The 17,654-nt window shown below is 70.0% G+C and carries 12 protein-coding genes and 1 tRNA gene; 12 read left to right on the forward strand and 1 reads right to left on the reverse strand.

Translation table 11 applies throughout. From position 1 onward, the window contains the following. Positions 1-39: 39 nt before the first annotated feature. The 5 genes from B7K22_RS08580 to B7K22_RS08600 are packed head-to-tail and all read left to right on the forward strand — an operon-like array spanning position 40 to position 6,272. Positions 40-1,578: a sugar ABC transporter ATP-binding protein gene (locus B7K22_RS08580; protein WP_084039495.1), complete on the forward strand. Its 1,539-nt coding sequence runs from the start codon at positions 40-42 to the stop codon at positions 1,576-1,578. After that, a complete protein-coding gene (locus B7K22_RS08585; RefSeq protein WP_084039496.1) occupies positions 1,575-2,642 on the forward strand; it encodes an ABC transporter permease in 1,068 nt (355 codons plus the stop codon). The genes B7K22_RS08580 and B7K22_RS08585 overlap by 4 nt, the downstream gene beginning before the upstream one ends. Next, the gene (locus tag B7K22_RS08590) at positions 2,639-3,658 is read left to right on the forward strand and encodes a sugar ABC transporter permease YjfF (RefSeq protein ID WP_084039497.1); all 1,020 of its coding nucleotides are present in this window, start codon (positions 2,639-2,641) and stop codon (positions 3,656-3,658) included. The genes B7K22_RS08585 and B7K22_RS08590 overlap by 4 nt, the downstream gene beginning before the upstream one ends. A gap of 58 nt (positions 3,659-3,716) precedes the next feature. Further along, positions 3,717-5,231, forward strand: coding sequence for a sugar ABC transporter ATP-binding protein (locus B7K22_RS08595; RefSeq protein WP_084039498.1), 1,515 nt, complete (start codon positions 3,717-3,719; stop codon positions 5,229-5,231). Positions 5,232-5,240: 9 nt separating this feature from the next. After that, on the forward strand, positions 5,241-6,272 hold the full coding sequence (locus tag B7K22_RS08600; protein WP_084039499.1) for a LacI family DNA-binding transcriptional regulator: 1,032 nt from the start codon (positions 5,241-5,243) through the stop codon (positions 6,270-6,272). Between the two features lie 22 nt (positions 6,273-6,294). On the opposite strand, the gene B7K22_RS08605 is transcribed toward B7K22_RS08600, so the two are convergent. Continuing rightward, positions 6,295-6,367, reverse strand: a tRNA-Arg gene (locus B7K22_RS08605). Positions 6,368-6,549: 182 nt separating this feature from the next. On the opposite strand from B7K22_RS08605, the gene B7K22_RS08610 reads away from it, so the two are divergent. The 7 genes from B7K22_RS08610 (at position 6,550) to ettA (ending at position 17,625) form a co-directional block, all read left to right on the forward strand. Continuing rightward, on the forward strand, positions 6,550-8,139 hold the full coding sequence (locus tag B7K22_RS08610; protein ID WP_084039500.1) for a dynamin family protein: 1,590 nt from the start codon (positions 6,550-6,552) through the stop codon (positions 8,137-8,139). A 10-nt stretch (positions 8,140-8,149) separates the two neighbouring features. Then, complete coding sequence (locus tag B7K22_RS08615; RefSeq protein WP_159448815.1) at positions 8,150-9,481, forward strand: GTPase; 1,332 nt, start codon at positions 8,150-8,152, stop codon at positions 9,479-9,481. 36 nt (positions 9,482-9,517) lie between these two features. Further along, positions 9,518-10,345, forward strand: coding sequence for a pyrroline-5-carboxylate reductase (gene proC / locus B7K22_RS08620; protein WP_084039502.1), 828 nt, complete (start codon positions 9,518-9,520; stop codon positions 10,343-10,345). A 309-nt stretch (positions 10,346-10,654) separates the two neighbouring features. Beyond that, positions 10,655-12,190, forward strand: coding sequence for an RICIN domain-containing protein (locus tag B7K22_RS12105; RefSeq protein WP_159448816.1), 1,536 nt, complete (start codon positions 10,655-10,657; stop codon positions 12,188-12,190). A 40-nt stretch (positions 12,191-12,230) separates the two neighbouring features. Beyond that, complete coding sequence (locus tag B7K22_RS08625; protein WP_159448817.1) at positions 12,231-15,113, forward strand: S-layer homology domain-containing protein; 2,883 nt, start codon at positions 12,231-12,233, stop codon at positions 15,111-15,113. A 182-nt stretch (positions 15,114-15,295) separates the two neighbouring features. Further along, entirely contained in the window at positions 15,296-15,802 is a 507-nt protein-coding gene (locus B7K22_RS08630; RefSeq protein ID WP_084039504.1) for a single-stranded DNA-binding protein, read from the forward strand. 140 nt (positions 15,803-15,942) lie between these two features. Further along, positions 15,943-17,625 carry an energy-dependent translational throttle protein EttA gene (ettA, locus tag B7K22_RS08635; RefSeq protein WP_084039505.1) on the forward strand — a complete coding sequence of 561 codons (1,683 nt, stop codon included), beginning with the start codon at positions 15,943-15,945 and terminating at the stop codon, positions 17,623-17,625. The last annotated feature ends 29 nt before the right edge of the window (positions 17,626-17,654 follow it).

Consider the following 17,654-nt stretch of genomic DNA (forward strand, 5'->3'; position numbering starts at 1 on the left):
GGCGGACGGTCCACCTCGAACCGAAAGACGGCTCCACGAATGACCACGGACACTGATGTCCCAGCCCTCGTCGAGATGCGAGGGATCACCATCGCCTTCCCTGGCGTGCTCGCGCTCGACGGCGTCGACTTCTTCCTGCGACCGGGCGAGGTGCACTCGCTCATGGGTGAGAATGGCGCGGGCAAGTCCACGCTCATCAAGGCGCTGACGGGCGTCTACACGATCGACTCCGGCACCATCTCCATCGCCGGCGAGCGCCGCAGCTTCGAGAGCACCGCCGATGCACAGCAGGCCGGGATCTCCACGGTCTACCAGGAGGTCAACCTCTGCACCAACCTGTCGGTGGGCGAGAACGTCATGCTCGGCCACGAGCCGAGCGGCACCTTCGGCATCGATTGGAAGGGCGTCCATGAGGCCGCCAGAGGTCACCTCACGAGCCTGGGACTCGACCTCGACACGCGCTCCTCGCTCCAGAGCCACTCGATCGCGATCCAGCAGTTGGTGGCCATCGCCCGCGCCATGGTGCTGGACGCCAAGGTCCTGATCCTCGACGAGCCCACGTCGAGCCTCGACCGCGGCGAGGTCGAGCAGCTGTTCGCCGTGATCCGCGACCTCAAGGACAAGGGCGTCGCCATCCTGTTCGTCAGCCACTTCCTCGACCAGGTCTACGAGATCTCCGATCGCATCACGGTGCTGCGCAACGGCGCGCTCGTGGGTGAGCACCTGGTGGAGGACCTTCCGCGAGACGCGCTCGTCACCGAGATGATCGGCCGTGAGCTGAGCGACCTGGCCGCTCTGTCGAGCGTTGCCGACCGCGAGATCGACCGGTCGGGCGACCCCGTGCTGCGCGCGCGCGGCCTCGGGCGCAAGGGCGTGCTGGATCCTGCGGACATCGACGCGTTCGAGGGCGAGGTCGTGGGCATCGCCGGACTCCTCGGCTCCGGACGCACCGAGCTGGTCCGCCTGCTCTACGGTGCAGACCGCGCGGACAGCGGGACCATCGAGATCGACGGCCAGGCCGCCAAGATCCACTCTCCCCGCCAGGCCATGGCCCACCGGATGGCGCTGTCCTCCGAGAACCGTCGTGCCGAGGGCGTGGTGGCCGACCTGACCGTCGCCGAGAACATGATCCTCGGCCTCCAAGCTCAGCGCGGATGGCTGAAGCCCGTCCCGAAGGCCGAACGCGACCAGATCGTCGGCGAGTACATGGACGCGCTCGGGGTCCGGCCCGCCGATCCCGACGTGCCCATCGGCAACCTGTCGGGCGGCAACCAGCAGAAGGTCCTGATCGCACGCTGGCTCGCGACGCAGCCCGAGCTGCTGATCCTGGACGAGCCCACCCGCGGCATCGACGTCGGCGCCAAGGCGGACATCCAGCGCAAGGTGGCCGAGCTGTCCGCGAAGGGGCTGTCCGTGATCTTCATCTCATCCGAGCTCGAAGAGGTGCTGCGCATCGCTCAGCGCGTGGTCGTCATGCGCGACCGCCGGCGCGTGGGCGAGCTCGACTCCAGCGCCGTCGACCTCGACGGCCTCATCGATTACATCGCCCACGCTGAGGAAGGGAGCGTGTCCCGATGACGCTGCTCAAGCATCGGCTCTTCTGGCCGGCGGCCGCCCTGGTGACGCTCCTGGCCGTCAACATGATCGCCAATCCGAGCTTCGCGCGCATCTCGCTGCGTGATGGACAGCTGTACGGAGCCTTGATCGACATCCTGCGACAGAGCGCTCCCCTCATGCTGGTCGCGCTCGGCATGACCATCGTCATCGCAACGCGCGGCATCGACCTGTCGGTGGGCGCGATCATGGCCGTCTCCGGCGCCGTCGCGCTCACCATCATCGACGGTGCGGGCGACGCGAACAGCTGGGGTACCGTCATGCTGGCGATTGGCATCGCCGTCCTCGTGGCCCTCGTGCTCGGCGCCTGGAACGGGCTCCTCGTCTCGGTGCTCGGCATCCAACCGATCATCGCGACGCTCGTACTCATGCTTGCGGGCAGGGGAGCGGCGCTGCTGATCACGGACGGCTTTATCACCACCGTGAACTCGTCGCCGCTGTCGTACATCGCCTCGGGATACCTGCTGATCCTGCCGTTCGCGTTCTTCGTGTGGTTGGCCGCCGTCGTCGTCGTCGGGCTCGTCGAGCGGCGCACCGCGCTCGGCATGCTCACGGAGGCCGTCGGCATCAACCCCGAGGCCTCGCGTCTGGCCGGAGTGCGCTCGCGCGGCATCATCTGGACGGCGTACATTCTGTCCGGCGTCCTCGCGGGCATCGCCGGCGTGATCTACGCGGCGAACATCAAGGCGGCCGACGCCAATGCCGCCGGCTACCTCATCGAGTTGTACGCGATCCTCGCGGTCGTCCTGGGTGGAACATCGCTCATGGGCGGCAAGTTCTCGATCGCCGGCACGGTGATCGGCGTGCTCACCGTGCAGGCGCTCGAGTCGACCATCCTTTTCCTCGGCGTGCCTCCCGCGCAGTCGCCGGTGTTCTTCGCCGTGGTCGTCGTGATCGTGGTCCTCGTCCAGTCCCCGCGAGTGCACCGGTGGGGTCGGTTGCTCGGTAGCCGGTTCGGCTCTTCCGGGGGTGACGGCAAGATGCCGCCCGTCGCGACGCCCGAGAAGCAGAAGGAGGTCGTTCGATGACCGCCGTGGAATCCCGTCCCGACACCACCCCTGGAGTGGTCGCGAAGATCTCGACCTTCACGTCTAGGCACGCGTCCGTCCTGCCGACGTTCGCGGCCGTCGCGATCCTGATCTGCCTGCTGGTGGGAGCCGAGCTGTACTTCGGCAACTTCCTGACCCCGCGGAACATGTCCGCGCTGCTGCTCGACAACGCGTACCTGATGATCCTCGCCGTCGGCATGACCTTCGTGATCGTGACGGCCGGCATCGACCTGTCCGTCGGCTCTGTCATGGCGTTCACGGGAATCTTCGGGGCGAGCCTCCTCGCGAGCGGAGTCCCGGCATGGATCGTCGTCCCCGCGATGCTCGTCGCAGGCGCCTTGATCGGCCTGCTGATCGGCGTGCTCGTGCAGCACTTCGACGTGCAGCCGTTCATCGCCTCGCTCGCGGGCCTGTTCCTCGCCCGCGGCCTCGCGTTCGTGGTGTCGCTCGCGTCGATCCGTGTTGAGGACACGTCCCTCCTGTGGCTGCAGTCGACGCGCATCAGACTCGGTGACTGGTACGTGACGCCCACGGGCATCATCGCGATCCTCACCGTCGTCGTCGGCGCCGTCGTCATGCACAAGACCAGGTTCGGACGCACGGTTTACGCGGTGGGCGGCTCGGAGCAGTCGGCGCGGCTCATGGGCCTCAAGGTGGCTCGCGCCAAGGTGATGGTCTACGTCATCTCGGGACTGTGCGGCGGCCTCGCCGGACTAGTGCTGACCGCCTACTCCGGCGCCGGCTACCCCCGCAACGGCATCGGCACGGAGCTCGATGTGATCGCGGCCGTCGTGATCGGCGGTACCCTCCTCACGGGTGGCCGCGGGTACGTGCTGGGATCGATGATCGGCGTGTTCGTGTACGGCACCATCAAGACGATCATCTCGTTCATGGGAGCCGAGCAGTCGTGGACCCACATCATCGTGGGCGCGCTGCTGCTGCTGTTCATCGTCGTCCAGAGGGCCATCGTCGCGCGGTCGGAACGCGGGAGCTGATCTGACCTCCCCGGGCCGGGGGAATCACGACGCGCCTCGTCCGTGCCATCATGGCGGCGTGGACGAGGCGCGGCCGCTCGTGGAGCTCACCGACGCGACCGTGCGTTTTGGCGCCACGGTCGCGCTCGACGGCGTTGACTTCCGGATGTTCGCCGGCGAGGTGCACTCGCTCATGGGCGAGAACGGCGCGGGAAAGTCCACGCTCATCAAGGCGATCACCGGAGTCCTGGCGCCGGACGCCGGCACTCTCACCATAGCCGGCGATCGAGTGACCTTCGCCTCGCCTCACGACGCGCAGGACGCCGGCGTCTCGACGGTGTATCAGGAGATCGACCTTCTTCCCAACCTGTCGGTCGCGGAGAACGTCCTGCTCGGTCGCGAGCCGCGCCGGCTCGGACTCATCGCTCACCGCACCATGCGCGAGCGGGCCGCCGAGATCCTCGCCGACCTCGGGCTCGCGATCGACCCTGCGTCCCCGCTGGGCATCCACTCCCTCGCGATTCAGCAACTGGTCGCGATCGCGCGCGCGATCTCGACGGATGTCAAGGTCCTCGTGCTCGACGAGCCCACGTCGAGCCTCGATCTCGACGAGGTCGCCGAGCTGTTCCGCGTCATCCGCGAGCTCAAGCAGCGCGGCGTCGCGATCCTGTTCGTCAGCCACTTCCTCGATCAGGTCTACGAGATCTGCGACCGCATCACCGTCCTGCGCGACGGCCGGCTCGTGGGCGAGTACCTCACCACGGAGCTGCTGCGGATCGACCTCGTCCAGAAGATGCTCGGACGAGAGGTGTCCTTCTTCAAGGCGCGCGAGCGGATCGAGGCCGCACCCGAGGAGCAGGAGGCCTTCCTCAGCGCGCGGGGCGTCAGCTCAGCCGGGATCGCAGGCGCGGACGTGGACATCGCGGAGGGCGAGGTGCTGGGCATCGCCGGGCTCCTGGGATCGGGTCGCACTGCTCTCGCGCGCGCCCTGACGGGCGTGGACCGGCCCACGTCCGGAATCATCCGCCTCGAGCAGCGGGACACTCGCTTCGACAGCCCCCGCAAAGCCCTGTCGCTCGGCGTCGTCTACTCCTCGGAGAATCGGCGCACCGAGGGCCTCGTGGGCGAGATGTCGATCGTCCAGAACATCGCCCTCGCGCTGCAGGCGCAGAAGGGCGCGCTGCGCCGCATCGCCCCCGCGCGGGCTCGCGAGCTCGCGCTCAGCTGGGTCGAGGCGCTGGACATCAGGCCGGCGGACATCGACACTCCGGTGAGGCACCTCTCGGGTGGTAACCAGCAGAAGGTCATGCTGGCCCGCCTGCTCGCCATCTCGCCACGACTGCTCGTGCTCGACGAGCCCACCCGCGGCATCGACGTCGGCGCCAAGGTCGAGATCCAGAACCTGGTGGGGGAGATGGCCGACAACGGGCTGTCCGTCGTGTTCATCTCCGCCGAGCTCGAGGAGGTGCTCCGCGTGGGCGACCGCGTCGCCATCCTGCGCGACGGCCGCATCGTCGAGACCGCAGCATCCGCCGACCTCGACGTGGACTCGCTCATGGCGCTCGTCGCCCGACCCGATCTTCCGGAAGCCTGAGGCGGCACCGTGGCGGACGACAGGCAGCGCGGCGACACCCCCCCGAAGGCGGCGAACATCTTCGATGTCGCCAGGCTCGCCGGCGTGAGCCATCAGACCGTCTCGCGCGTCATCAACGGCATGCCGAACGTCCGGCCCGCCACCAAGGAGCGGGTCGAGAAGGCGATCGCGCAGCTGCGGTACAGCCCGTCGCCGGCAGCGCGCGCCCTGGTGACGCGCCGCACGCGCACGATCGGCCTCATCACGCCGTCCGTCTCCGCCCACGGCCCCACGTCCATCACCATGCACTTCACCATCGCCGCACGTGCGGCGCGCTACTCCGTGGACTCCGTGAGCACGGCTCCCGACGATCCGGCGGCCGTGCGCGCCGCCGTCGAGGCGCTGCTGCGCCAGCGCGTGGACGCGATCGTCCTGGTCGTCGCCGACTCGACCGTTCTCGAGTTCGTCCGCGGACTCGACCTCGGCGTCCCGCTCGTGGCCGCGGCCGCCTCCGCGCGCCGCAGCCCCCACCTGGTGTCGATCGACCAGTACCGCGGCGCGCGTGCCGCTGTGCGCCATCTCGTCGAGCTCGGCCACGACCGCATCGTCCACCTCGCCGGACCGGCCACCGCGCCCGACGCGACGGAACGGCTGCGCGGCTGGAAGGACGAGCTGTCGGCGCATCGGCTCGAAGCCGCCGAGCCGCGCCACGGCGACTGGTCCGCGGCCTCCGGCTACCGGATCGGTCTCGACCTCGACCTCGGCGCGGGAGGGGCCGTGTTCGTGGCCAACGACCAGATGGCCATCGGCGTGCTGTCCGCCCTGCGCGAGCGTGAGCTGAGCGTCCCCGAGGACGTCTCGATCGTGGGCTTCGACGACATCCCCGAGGCCGGGTACCTGTTCCCGCCGCTCACCACCGTCCGGCAGGACTTCGAGGCGCTGGGCCGGATGATGCTGCAGAAGGTGCTGGTCGCGCTCGAGGAGCACCAGGACCTGAGCGAGGACACGCCGCTGCCGACGGAGCTGGTGGTGCGGCGGTCGACCAGGGCGAACGACGTGTGACCTGCGAGCGGCAGGCGGACGGCGCCCCCGGCAGGACTCGAACCTGCAACCTACGGATTAGAAGGCCGTTGCTCTATCCATTGAGCTACGGGGGCCGGGCGCCAGGGCGCTCGACACCAGGGTAGTGCGGCGCCGTCGGCCGGCGTGCCGACGCAGGCGTCCTCCCTCGCAGAAGCCGGGGATGGCGCGGCCGGTGGCGGCGGCGGAGGGCGCGCTCACGGTAGCCTGAGCGGGGCGAAGGAGGTCTTCGCGCGCGCTGACGGGAGGACTGCTCGGGATGACCATCCGGCCGATCAAGACGTGGTCGCATCCCGGCGCGCTCCTCGACGCGCTCGTGGAGACGCGCGCGGTGGTCGCGGACCTCGAGTTCCCCATCCCGTTGGGCGACGCCGACGACACCGAGCGGATGCGCTCCCACATGGTCGAGCAGCTCGACCACCATCTGATCCCACGCGTGCGCGAGGAGGCCTCGCCCGCCATCGTCGTGGTGGCCGGCTCCACGGGCGCCGGCAAGTCCACGGTGGTGAACGCCCTGCTGGGGGAGCAGCTGACCGCCTCCGGCGTGCTGCGGCCCACCACCAGGATCCCTCACGTCTTCCATCACCCGCTCGACGCTGAGGTGCTGAGCACGATCGCGCGCGAGGCGACCGTGATCTCCACCGAGGCCGTGCCACGGGGCCTCGCGATCATCGACTCGCCTGACCTCGACTCGGTGCGCGGCGAGAACCGCGACATCGCCGAGCGACTGCTCGAGGCGGCCGACCTGTGGATCTTCGTGACCACGGCGGCGCGGTATGGGGACGCGGTGCCGTGGGACGCGCTGCGGCGCGGCTCCGAGCGCGGCGCCTCGATCGCGATGGTCCTCAATCGCGTCACCGTGGACGTCGCCGCCCAGGTGCGTCGGGAGCTGGTCGAGCGTCTCACCACCGAGGACCTCGAGACGCTGCCGCTGTTCGTGATCCCCGAGGACACCGAGGGCGGAGCACATCTTCCCCAGGACGTCGTCGGCGGGCTCGGCCGGTGGCTCGACGGCGTCGCGGCCGCCTCCGCATCGACCATCGTCGAGCGCACCATGCATGGTGCGACCGAGTCGCTCAAGGAGTGGCTCGAGACGCTCGCCGAACGCATGGACGATCAGGCCGTCGCAGCCAAGGAGGTGCGAGCTGAGGTGCGCCGATGCGCGGCGCAGGCCGAGCATGCTGGCGGCGACGAGTGGTACAGGGAGATCGCGACAGGGACGCTGCAGGGGCGCTGGCGCGCCGCGCGCGCCGAGGGCGGGCCGATGCACAAGCTCCGTCACTCGCACTGGGCCCGTCGACGCAGCGCACGAGAGCTTCGCGACGCCTTCGTGTCCGAGGTCCGTGCCGACCTCCTCGAGGCCGTCGAGGCGTCGCTGTCCGCGGCCGCCGCACGCGCATCGGACGCCATGGTCGCCGCCCTCACGCACGGCGACGCCTCGCCCGGCGCATGGCTCGCGGCGCAGCGCGACCCGCGCGAGGCCCGCGTGGTGCGCGAGCGGCGGGCGGCGGACGCGACCCGCGCGTGGCTGGCGAAGGTGTCCGAGCATGCGATGAGCCTGCCTGGCGCGGCCCGCGGCGCTGAGATGATCGGTGAGGAGGGCGTCGCCGTGGCGCTCGCGTGCGCCGCGCTCGGTGTCGACGAGGCTCGCGGGGTGCTCGGGGTGCTGGTGAACCCGACGCTGGGCGACGCCGTCCACCTCGCGCAGGCCGAGCTGACGGCTGCCAGGCGCTACTGCATCAATCGCGAGGCGCTCGACCTCATGAAGCCCACGGACGTCCCCAGCCTGCTGCCCGATGCCTCGTCGAAGGTGCGCCTGCGCCGCGCGGAGCTGCGGGGGCTGCTGTGAGGGGGCAGACGTGAGCGTCCAGTTCGAGCACCTCGCGCCGCGCGACGAGACCACGGCGCTGCGAGAGCGAGTGGAGCGCCTGCGAGCTTCGATGGAGTGGGCGTCAGACGCGATCCCTGCATCGGTGCGCGACCTGGTCGAGGTCACGATCGGCCGCTGCCAGGAACGTCTCGCATTGGGCGTCGACCTCACGGTGGTCGCCCTCGCCGGAGGGACGGGATCGGGCAAGTCGAGCCTGTTCAACGCCATCGTCGGTCGCGAGTTCGCGGTTCCTGGCGTCGCCCGACCCACCACATCCGAGGTCAGTGCCGCGGTGTGGGGCGGCGGGGCCGACGCGCTGCTCGACTGGCTCGAGATCGGCGCCGACAGGCGCCTGGCCAGGGAGTTCGATCCGCTGGACGGTGACGACGAGGCGGACCTGTCAGGCATGGTGCTGCTGGACCTGCCCGACCACGACTCCATCAACGCCGGCAACCGCGCCGTGGTCGACAGGGTCGTGCCGATGGCGGACCTGCTGCTGTGGGTGGTCGACCCGCAGAAGTACGCGGACCACGCTCTGCACGAGTTCTACCTGCGCGTCGCCTCGCAGCGCGACCGTCCATCGCTCGTGGTGCTCAACCATGTGGACCGGCTGTCGACCGAGGACGCCTGGGCGGTGGCGCGAGACCTCCAACGCCTGCTCGCCGTCGACGGGATGACGCAGGTGCCCGTCATGCCGGTGAGCGCCAAGACGGGCCACGGCCTCGACATCCTGCGCGCCGAGCTCGCGGGCGCCGTGTCCGCGCAGACGGTCGCCGCCGAGGCCGTGCGTGCCGACCTCGTGAGCGCCGGCCGTGCGCTTGCCGGCGCTCTCGCCAAGGACGCCGATCCGTCCCTTCCGAGCCCTGACGAGCTGGTGGCCGCGCTCGCGCGCGCCGCCGGCGTGGACGCGAGGGCAGAGGCCGCCGCCGCGTGGGCGCGCGGCGCTCGAGCGGACGAGCCGGGGGAGTGGACGGTGGCCGTGGCGACCGTGGAGCGCGAGCGGCTCGACTGGATCGATGCCGCCACCTCGGGCCTCCCGCCCACGTGGCGTCAAGTGGTCGCGGACGCCGTGGAGCCCGCGCCCGAGCTCGCGCGACGCATCGTCGAGGCGCTCGAGGACGCGCACTGGCCGACCGTGGCGCCCCCCCAGGGGTGGCGGGCGGTCCTCGCCCGCGGACGGGCCTCGAACGCGGCGCGCAAACGCACGCTCGAGGTGGGGCGCACGGCGGTTGCGGCCGAGCTCCGACCGGCGGTCATCGAGCCCACGGAGACCATCCACGAGGCCTACCGCGCGCTCGACGAGCTCACGGAGCTCGACTAGCGCATCGGCCGTGCCTCACGTTCGTCAGGAGACCTCATGCATGGACCGTTCAGGACCCTGGCCATCCTCGGTGCCGGCAACATGGCCGGCGCTCTGGGACGAGCGCTCGCGGCGAGCGACGTCGTTGAGGAGATCCGGCTCACCACCGGTGCATCGCTGCCCGCGTGGGCCGATGACTTCGATCACGTGTCGCACCGCTCGATCGCGCAAGACGCCCACGCGAACCTTGCGGCGGTCGCCGGGTCGGACGCGGTGATCCTGGGGGTGAAGCCCCACGCGATCGCGGGGCTCGCGGGTGAGGTCGCTCCCGCGCTCGCGCCGGGTACGCTCGTGCTGAGCGTCGCCGGCGGCGTCACGCTCGAGACGCTCACGCAGGCGCTGCCTGATCACGCCGTCGCGGTGCGCACCATGCCCAACACCCCGGTGTCGGTGGGGCGCGGCATCACGGCCGTCGCCGTGGCGGACGGCGCCCCCGAAGGTGCGTCCGAGCGCGTGCACGCGCTCCTGAGGCCCACCGGCATCGTGGAGCCGATGCGCGAGGAGCTGATCGACGGCTTCTCCGCGATCGTGGGGTCCGGTCCGGCGTACGTGTACTACGTGATCGAGGCGCTGATCGCCGCGGCCACGGAGCAGGGCATGAGTGCGGAGAGCGCGGCACGGCTGGTGCCCGAGATGGTCGCGGGTTCCGTCGAGTACCTGCAGGCCACGGGCCGCGACGCTGGCGATCTGCGCGAGGAGGTCACCAGCCCCGGCGGGTCCACCGCCGCGGCGCTGGCGGTGCTCGAGCACGGTGGCGTGACCGATGCGCTGCGTGAGGGAGCCGCCGTCGCTGCGGCGCGCGCGGCTGAGCTGGGACGCCGCTGACCCGCGTACGCGCGTGAGAGCGGGTGAACGGCTCGACAACCTTTGGTAACCGCGTTCATCGACGTGTCATCGGAGCCGCCGTGATGGCCTCTTTCATAGCACCTATCAGGCTGTTCACCTTCCACGTGGCGCGTTCACCCGTCCGTTCCCCGAGCCGTTGCCCACCCTTGGCGAAGCGCTTAGTGTTCCTCACGGTCGGGCCCACCGGAGCCCCCGGATCGAAGGACCGACCAGCTTGTGATGGCGCGAGCGCTCCGGCGTCGGCGCCAGCCTCGCCGGACTCTCGCACGAGACTGGACGAGGTATCCCATGCAGATCAGCAAGGCCCTGGCGAGCACCACGGGTGTCGCCGCCGCCGCTCTCACCCTCACCGGGTGGGGCATCACCGCAGCCGTAGGGTCTGCGGACACTCCGGCGCCCGCCCCGGCGCAGGTGTCGAGCATCGACCAGATCGACGGCCCCGCCCCGGTGCTGCTCGAGAGCGTGCACGCGCCGGGCAAGGCGATCACGATCGTGGGGCGCGATGCCGAGACGGGCGCCTGGCCCGCCGAGAATCGCAGCATCCCTTCTGACGCCGAGGAGATCCTGGACCAGGCCGTCCAGATGCACCCCGTGGCCGGCGTCGAGAACGCATACGTCCTCACGAGCATCGAGGGCGACGTGCTCGCCCGCGTCGACGGCTCCCGCGACCTTGAGGTGCGCGATCAGGATGTGGCGACCGCGTCCGCGGATCCCTTGGCTACCTGGACCGTGACCTCGAACGGCACCGCGAGCAAGATCGTCAACGCGGCTCCGTTCGACGGCGTGGAGCAGGCACTCGACCTCTACGACTGGAGCACCGTCGACGGAGCGCGCGTGGGCGTGTGGGACGACAACGACTTCGGCACCAATCAGTCGTGGCGCATCCATCCGCTCACCGCGAGCGTCGAACGCATCGGCTCTGTGGTCGCCCCAGGGGATGCTCCGGAGCTTCCAGGCACCGTGGCCGGCTCGTACGGGTGGGGCGCGAGCGTCGAGGTGAGCGACATCGCCTGGGACGCGCCCGAGTCCGAGGCCTGGCAGGCCGACGGTGAGGTCACGTTCACCGGGGCGGGGACGGGGATGTTCGGTGAGGACGTAGTGGTCGAGGCCACCTTCACGGTCGGCACCGTCGGCGACGCTGCCCCCGTCTCGCTCAATACCTACGCGGGCGTGCTGCTGCACCAGCTGCGAGGTCAGGCGCCCACGACCGTCGAACGCTCCGTGAGCGGCTCCGCCGCGACTGTGACCGCTGATGTCGAGTGGGACTGGTCTGGCGTGACCCAGCAGGACCTGGACTCGGTGGGCTCGCTCGAGGTGGCTGCAGCCGAGGGCACGGGCTTCGCCGCCACCCTCATCGTGACGATCTCCGAGCCGGCGCGCGTGGCCGTGCTTGCTGGCGCGGCCGCAGATGCTGAGGTGCGCGGCTGGAGCCTGTCCGGCACCGATCCCGTCGCGCTCACGGACGGCGACACCGAGGCCGAGGGCTGGGGCAACTGGCGCAGCGGCGGCGCCGCGAACCGCGTCAGCCCCGACTGGGTGGCGTTCTACCTCCCCACCCCCACCCAGATCGACCGCGTCGAGCTGGTCGAGCCCGCGGGCGCGGACAACATCGGCGCAGTGACCGTCCAGTACCGGGACGTGCATGGCGGGTGGGTCGACGTGTCGACCGGCACCGTCGACAACTCGGGCGGACGGCTCGCGCTCGACACGACCTTCGACCCGGTCCTCGCGACCGGCGTGCGGGCCCTCATCGAGCACAAGAGCGACGCCACGTGGATGCAGCTGTCCGAGCTGCGCGCGTGGGGTCCCGGGCTCGCCGGCTGACCCGTTCACCCTCGCTGACACACTCTTGAGGAGCACCGACATGACCAGCTTCACCTCCACCCGCGCTCAGCGGGTCTGGGCCGCCAGCATCACCGGCGCGCTCATGACCGGGGTCGCCGCGGCGACGCCCGCCGTCACCCAAGCCGTGCCTGAGATCGAGCCCGCTGCGGCGACCGTCGAGGACGGATCGTCCCGGTTCACCGTGGCCGTGCTGCCGGACACGCAGTTCTACTCCCGCTACTCGGCCGCCCAGTTCGAGCCGAAGTACGGCACCGACCCCTTCGAGGTGCAGACGCGATGGATCGTCGAGCACGACGAGGAGCTGAATACGGCGTTCACGCTCCACCTCGGGGACGTCGTCGACCAGGAATGGGTGGCTGGAGAGTGGGCCGCGGCCAACCGCGCGATCTCGGCGCTCGAGGAAGGTGACGCACCGTTCTCGATCCTGCCCGGCAACCACGACGTCGCCAATCCGGGCCAGCGGGGGTCCGAGCAGAACGCCTCGAACTACCTGACGCACTTCCCGTCGAGCCGTGCCGAGGCCGGCGCGACCTGGGTCGCATCCCACCAGAACGGGTACTCCACGGCGCACGTCTTCGAGGCGGAGGGTCAGGAGTTCCTGGTGCTCGCGCTCGGATGGAACGCACCCGCGAGCACCTGGGCGTGGGCGCAGGAGGTGCTCGACGCTCATCCGACCCTTCCCACGATCCTCACGTCGCACGCGATCGTGGACGTCGACAAGTCCACGGGCGAGGCGACGGACACCGAGTTCGGCCAGGAGTTGTGGGACCAGCTGATCCGGTCCAACGACCAGATCTTCGTGACGCTCAACGGACACTTCCATGGCCAGACGCGCCGCACGGTGATCAACGACGCCGGCCACGAGGTGTACCAGCTCCTGCTCGACAGCCAGATGGCGGCCGACGGCGGCAACGGCATCATGGGCATGATGGAGTTCGACCTCGATGAGGGCGTCATCGACTTCGCGACCATCTCGCCCTGGGTCACCGTCAAGGACGAGGGCGCGATCACCCCCTCGGACACGCCCGTCCTCACGGGCGAGCAGTCGGACTTCACGCTCGCCGTGAACTTCGAGGACCGCTTCGCGGACTTCGCGCCGGACTTCGGTCCCGGCGACGGATCCTTTGGCGAGCTCAACGAGCGTGCGAAGGAGATCGTGTCCGACGGCTGGGAGGGCGGAGACGGCGCGGGCTCGCTTCAGGCTCCCGGCGACCGCACAGACTATGTCGAGGTCGACGGCACGCTCGCGCACTGGCGCTTCGGCGCGGTGGACACCGGCATCCTTCCCGAGGGCGGCGTGATCCCCGACGAGACCGGCGACAACCCGATGCACCGGCTCCCGCTCGACCAGACCAACGCGCCGGACGAGCTCGACCAGGTGACGATCTCGAGGGACAACGTCTCCGCGTTCTCCTCGGACCAGGGCGCGGTCTGCTTCGCGGATGCCTCCCGGAACACCGGGGTGACCAACTACATCACCACCGACTACGAGGTGCCGGTCACGAAGGCCGCGTTCGAGGATGGCTACACCATCGAGTCGTTCGTGTACCTCGCGGATGAGTGGAACGTCGAGGACAACCAGTGGGGCGGATGGCTCACGCGCACGGGGCGCCGCTCGACCCTGCCCATCTCGTGGGAGCGCTACGACTACGAGATGGGGCCGGCCTTCTTCTCCGTCTCCAACCTCCGCGAGTTCCAGTGGGCGACCTCCCAGGGCACGCCCTGGAGGGGAACCACGTCGCTCTGGTCAGGCGAGATCATGACGGGCAACTGGTACCACGTGGCGGCGGTCAACGACCCGCAGGCGCACACCACGATCATGTACGTCGACGGCGTGCCGGTGCTGCGCAACGCGGTGAACCACGACGGCATGACCTTCAATGACGGGTACCCGTGGGCCCTCGGCACGGTGTTCAACCACGACGAGGCGAGCAACGGGTGGAACGGCTGCGTGGGCGAGACCCGCATCGTCGATCATGCCCTCGACCCGAGCGAGTTCCTGATTCAGCGGCCTGACATCGATGCTGGCGGCGCGAACCTCAGCCTGACCGATGCGCCGGCAGGGGAGCTGGCGCCGGGATCGAAGGTCTCGTCGCTCCACGGCACCGGCTACGCAGGCGCGCAGGTGCGGGTCTCGAATGGTGACGTCGTGGTCGCGACGACCACGGTCGACGAGGGAGGCACGTGGTCCGCCGACTTCGACGAGGCCATCGCTGCGCCCGGGTCGCACCGCCTGTCGGTGGTGCAGTCGATCGGCACCCGTGACGGAGCGCCCGCCGCGGTGGAGTTCTCCATCCAGGCCAGCCCGAGCAGCGAGTTCGTCGACGTCTCCGGCGACGAGTCGTCCCCGCTGTTCAACGAGCACCACGCGGCGATCGCGTGGATGGCCGAGCGCGGCATCTCGACCGGGTGGGAGGACGGCACGTTCCGGCCCTACTCGCACGCCACGCGTGACGCCATCGCTGCGTTTCTCTACCGTGCGGCGGGCGAGCCATCGGTCGAGGACGAGGATGCCGCACTCGCGGCGTTCGCCGATGTCTCCGCGGATCCGCGTGATGGATCCTTCAACGAGCACCACACCGCAATCGCGTGGATGGCCGAGGCCGGCATCACGACGGGTTGGGAGGACGGCACGTTCCGGCCCTTCCAGCCGGTCACCCGCGACGCGATCGCGGCCTTCCTCCACCGTGCGGCGGGCGAGCCGTCGATTGAGGACGAGGACGCTGCGCTCGCGGCGTTCACGGATGTCCCCGCCACGGTCGAGCACCGCTCGGCGGTCGCGTGGATGGTCGAGGCCGGCATCACGACGGGTTGGGAGGACGGCACGTTCCGGCCGTTCCAGCCCGTGACCCGCGACGCGATCGCGGCGTTCCTGCGGCGCGCCAGCACCGACGGCGCTTGACGCCCGGCTCTCCCCATCACCGGCGGCGCCGGTCCCGTCCGCGGGGCCGGCGCCGCCGTCGTCCCCAGCACGCGCGCGGCTCGAGCGTGTCCCCAGATCGCGCGACGGCGAGCCCGTGCGGTCCGTGCACGGCTCGATGCTGAGTGGCAGTCGCAGACAGCGGCGGTAGTCGAGGAGGAGACATGAACGACCTGACAGTGACCGTGACCGGGTGGGTCGCGACCGATCCCGTGCTGCACAGCCTGGGCGAGAACAAGGGCAAGGTATGCGCCTTCCGCATGGGCCACACTCCCCGGTACCGCGACGGCGACGGGATCTGGAGGGACGGCGACACCGAGTGGCTGGCGATACGCGTCTTCCGTGCCGGCTCCCAGAACGTGGGGGAGTCGATCCACAAGGGACAGCCCGTGGTGGTCCACGGCCGGCTGCGCAGCAACATCTGGACCACGAACGACGGCGTGGAGCGCACCGAGCTTCAGCTGGATGCGAGCGCGGTGGGCCACGACCTGACGAAGGGCACGGCGCGGTTCACGCGCCAGGTCGAATCCGCGAGCGCCACGAGCCGCGGCGAGGACGAGGATCCGGCAGTCGTGGAGGCGGACGAGGACCAGGACGCGGTGGACGGTGCTGACGCCGAGCCCCGAGCCGAGGACGCGGAGGACGGCGACCGCGCCGCCGTCCTCGCCTGAGACCCGTCCCGCGCGCCGCACCCCCTCTGCGGCGTGCGGGACGCTCGGGGCGCGCCGCGCCGGGCTCCTGCGACCGCGTAGGCTTGAGGACAACTGTTCAGGCGCATCGGCGCCGCACCCCTCGACCTCACGGAGCAGCAGTGGCTGAGTTCATCTACACGATGCAGAAGGCGCGCAAGGCGCACGGCGACAAGGTCATCCTCGATGACGTGACGATGGCGTTCTACCCCGGCGCGAAGATCGGTGTGGTGGGACCCAACGGCGCGGGAAAGTCGACCATCCTGAAGATCATGGCGGGTCTCGAGGAGCCCTCGAACGGCGAGGCGCGCCTGAGCCCCGGCTACACCGTCGGCATCCTGCTGCAGGAGCCTCCGCTCAACGAGGACAAGACGGTGCTCGGCAACGTCGAGGAGGGCGTGGCGGAGATCAAGGGCAAGCTCGACCGCTTCAACGCGATCTCCGAGGAGATGGCCAACCCCGACGCGGACTACGACGCGCTGCTCGCGGAGATGGGCCAGCTCCAGGAGGAGCTCGACCACGCGGATGCCTGGGACCTCGACAGCCAGTTGGAGCAGGCGATGGACGCTCTGCGCTGCCCGCCGGCCGACGCCGACGTCTCGGTCCTGTCGGGCGGCGAGCGCCGCCGCGTGGCGCTGTGCAAGCTGCTGCTCGAGAAGCCCGACCTGCTGCTGCTGGACGAGCCCACCAACCACCTCGATGCCGAGTCGGTGCTGTGGCTCGAGCAGCACCTCGCCAAGTACCCCGGCGCCGTCATGGCGGTCACCCACGACCGCTACTTCCTCGACCACGTGGCGCAGTGGATCTGCGAGGTCGACCGCGGACGCCTCTACCCCTACGAGGGCAACTACTCGACCTATCTCGAGAAGAAGCAGGAGCGCCTGCAGGTCCAGGGCAAGAAGGACGCGAAGCTCTCCAAGCGTCTCAAGGAGGAGCTCGAGTGGGTGCGCTCCAACGCCAAGGGCCGTCAGACCAAGTCGAAGGCCCGCCTCGCGCGCTACGAGGAGATGGCGGCCGAGGCGGAGAAGACCAGGAAGCTCGACTTCGAGGAGATCCAGATCCCGCCGGGCCCGCGCCTGGGCAACGTCGTGATCGAGGCGAAGGACCTGAAGAAGGGGTTCGGCGACCGCACGCTCATCGACGGGCTGTCCTTCTCCCTGCCGCGCAACGGCATCGTCGGCGTCATCGGCCCCAACGGCGTGGGCAAGACCACGCTGTTCAAGACCATCGTGGGCCTCGAGCCGCTCGACGGTGGCGACCTCAAGGTGGGCGAGACCGTCTCGATCTCGTACGTCGACCAGTCGCGCGGCGGGATCGACCCCAAGAAGTCGCTGTGGGAGGTCGTCTCTGACGGCCTGGACTACATCAATGTCGGCAAGGTCGAGATGCCCTCGCGCGCGTACATCTCGGCGTTCGGGTTCAAGGGACCCGATCAGCAGAAGCCCGCCGGCGTGCTGTCGGGAGGCGAGCGCAACCGTCTCAACCTCGCGCTCACGCTCAAGGAGGGCGGCAACGTGCTGCTGCTGGACGAGCCCACCAACGACCTCGACGTCGAGACGCTGGGCTCGCTCGAGAACGCGCTGCTCGAGTTCCCGGGGTGCGCCGTGGTGGTGAGCCACGATCGGTGGTTCCTCGACCGTGTCGCCACGCACATCCTCGCCTACGAGGGCACCGAGGAGAATCCTGCGAACTGGTACTGGTTCGAGGGCAACTTCGAGGCCTACGAGCAGAACAAGGTCGAGCGCCTGGGCGCGGACGCCGCGCGGCCGCACCGCGTGACGTACCGCAAGCTCACCCGGGACTGACTCTCGCGTGCCGCGGGTGCTGAGGAGGC

This window comes from Demequina sp. NBRC 110053, from assembly GCF_002090095.1.
Lineage (GTDB): Bacteria > Actinomycetota > Actinomycetes > Actinomycetales > Demequinaceae > Demequina.

Coding starts and splice junctions, on each gene's coding strand:
- B7K22_RS08580 (WP_084039495.1), top strand. CDS start 40: ATGACCACGGACACTGATGTCCCAGCCCTCGTCGAGATGCGAGGGATC.
- B7K22_RS08590 (WP_084039497.1), top strand. CDS start 2,639: ATGACCGCCGTGGAATCCCGTCCCGACACCACCCCTGGAGTGGTCGCG.
- proC (WP_084039502.1), top strand. CDS start 9,518: ATGCATGGACCGTTCAGGACCCTGGCCATCCTCGGTGCCGGCAACATG.
- B7K22_RS08585 (WP_084039496.1), top strand. CDS start 1,575: ATGACGCTGCTCAAGCATCGGCTCTTCTGGCCGGCGGCCGCCCTGGTG.
- B7K22_RS12105 (WP_159448816.1), top strand. CDS start 10,655: ATGCAGATCAGCAAGGCCCTGGCGAGCACCACGGGTGTCGCCGCCGCC.
- B7K22_RS08630 (WP_084039504.1), top strand. CDS start 15,296: ATGAACGACCTGACAGTGACCGTGACCGGGTGGGTCGCGACCGATCCC.
- B7K22_RS08610 (WP_084039500.1), top strand. CDS start 6,550: ATGACCATCCGGCCGATCAAGACGTGGTCGCATCCCGGCGCGCTCCTC.
- B7K22_RS08625 (WP_159448817.1), top strand. CDS start 12,231: ATGACCAGCTTCACCTCCACCCGCGCTCAGCGGGTCTGGGCCGCCAGC.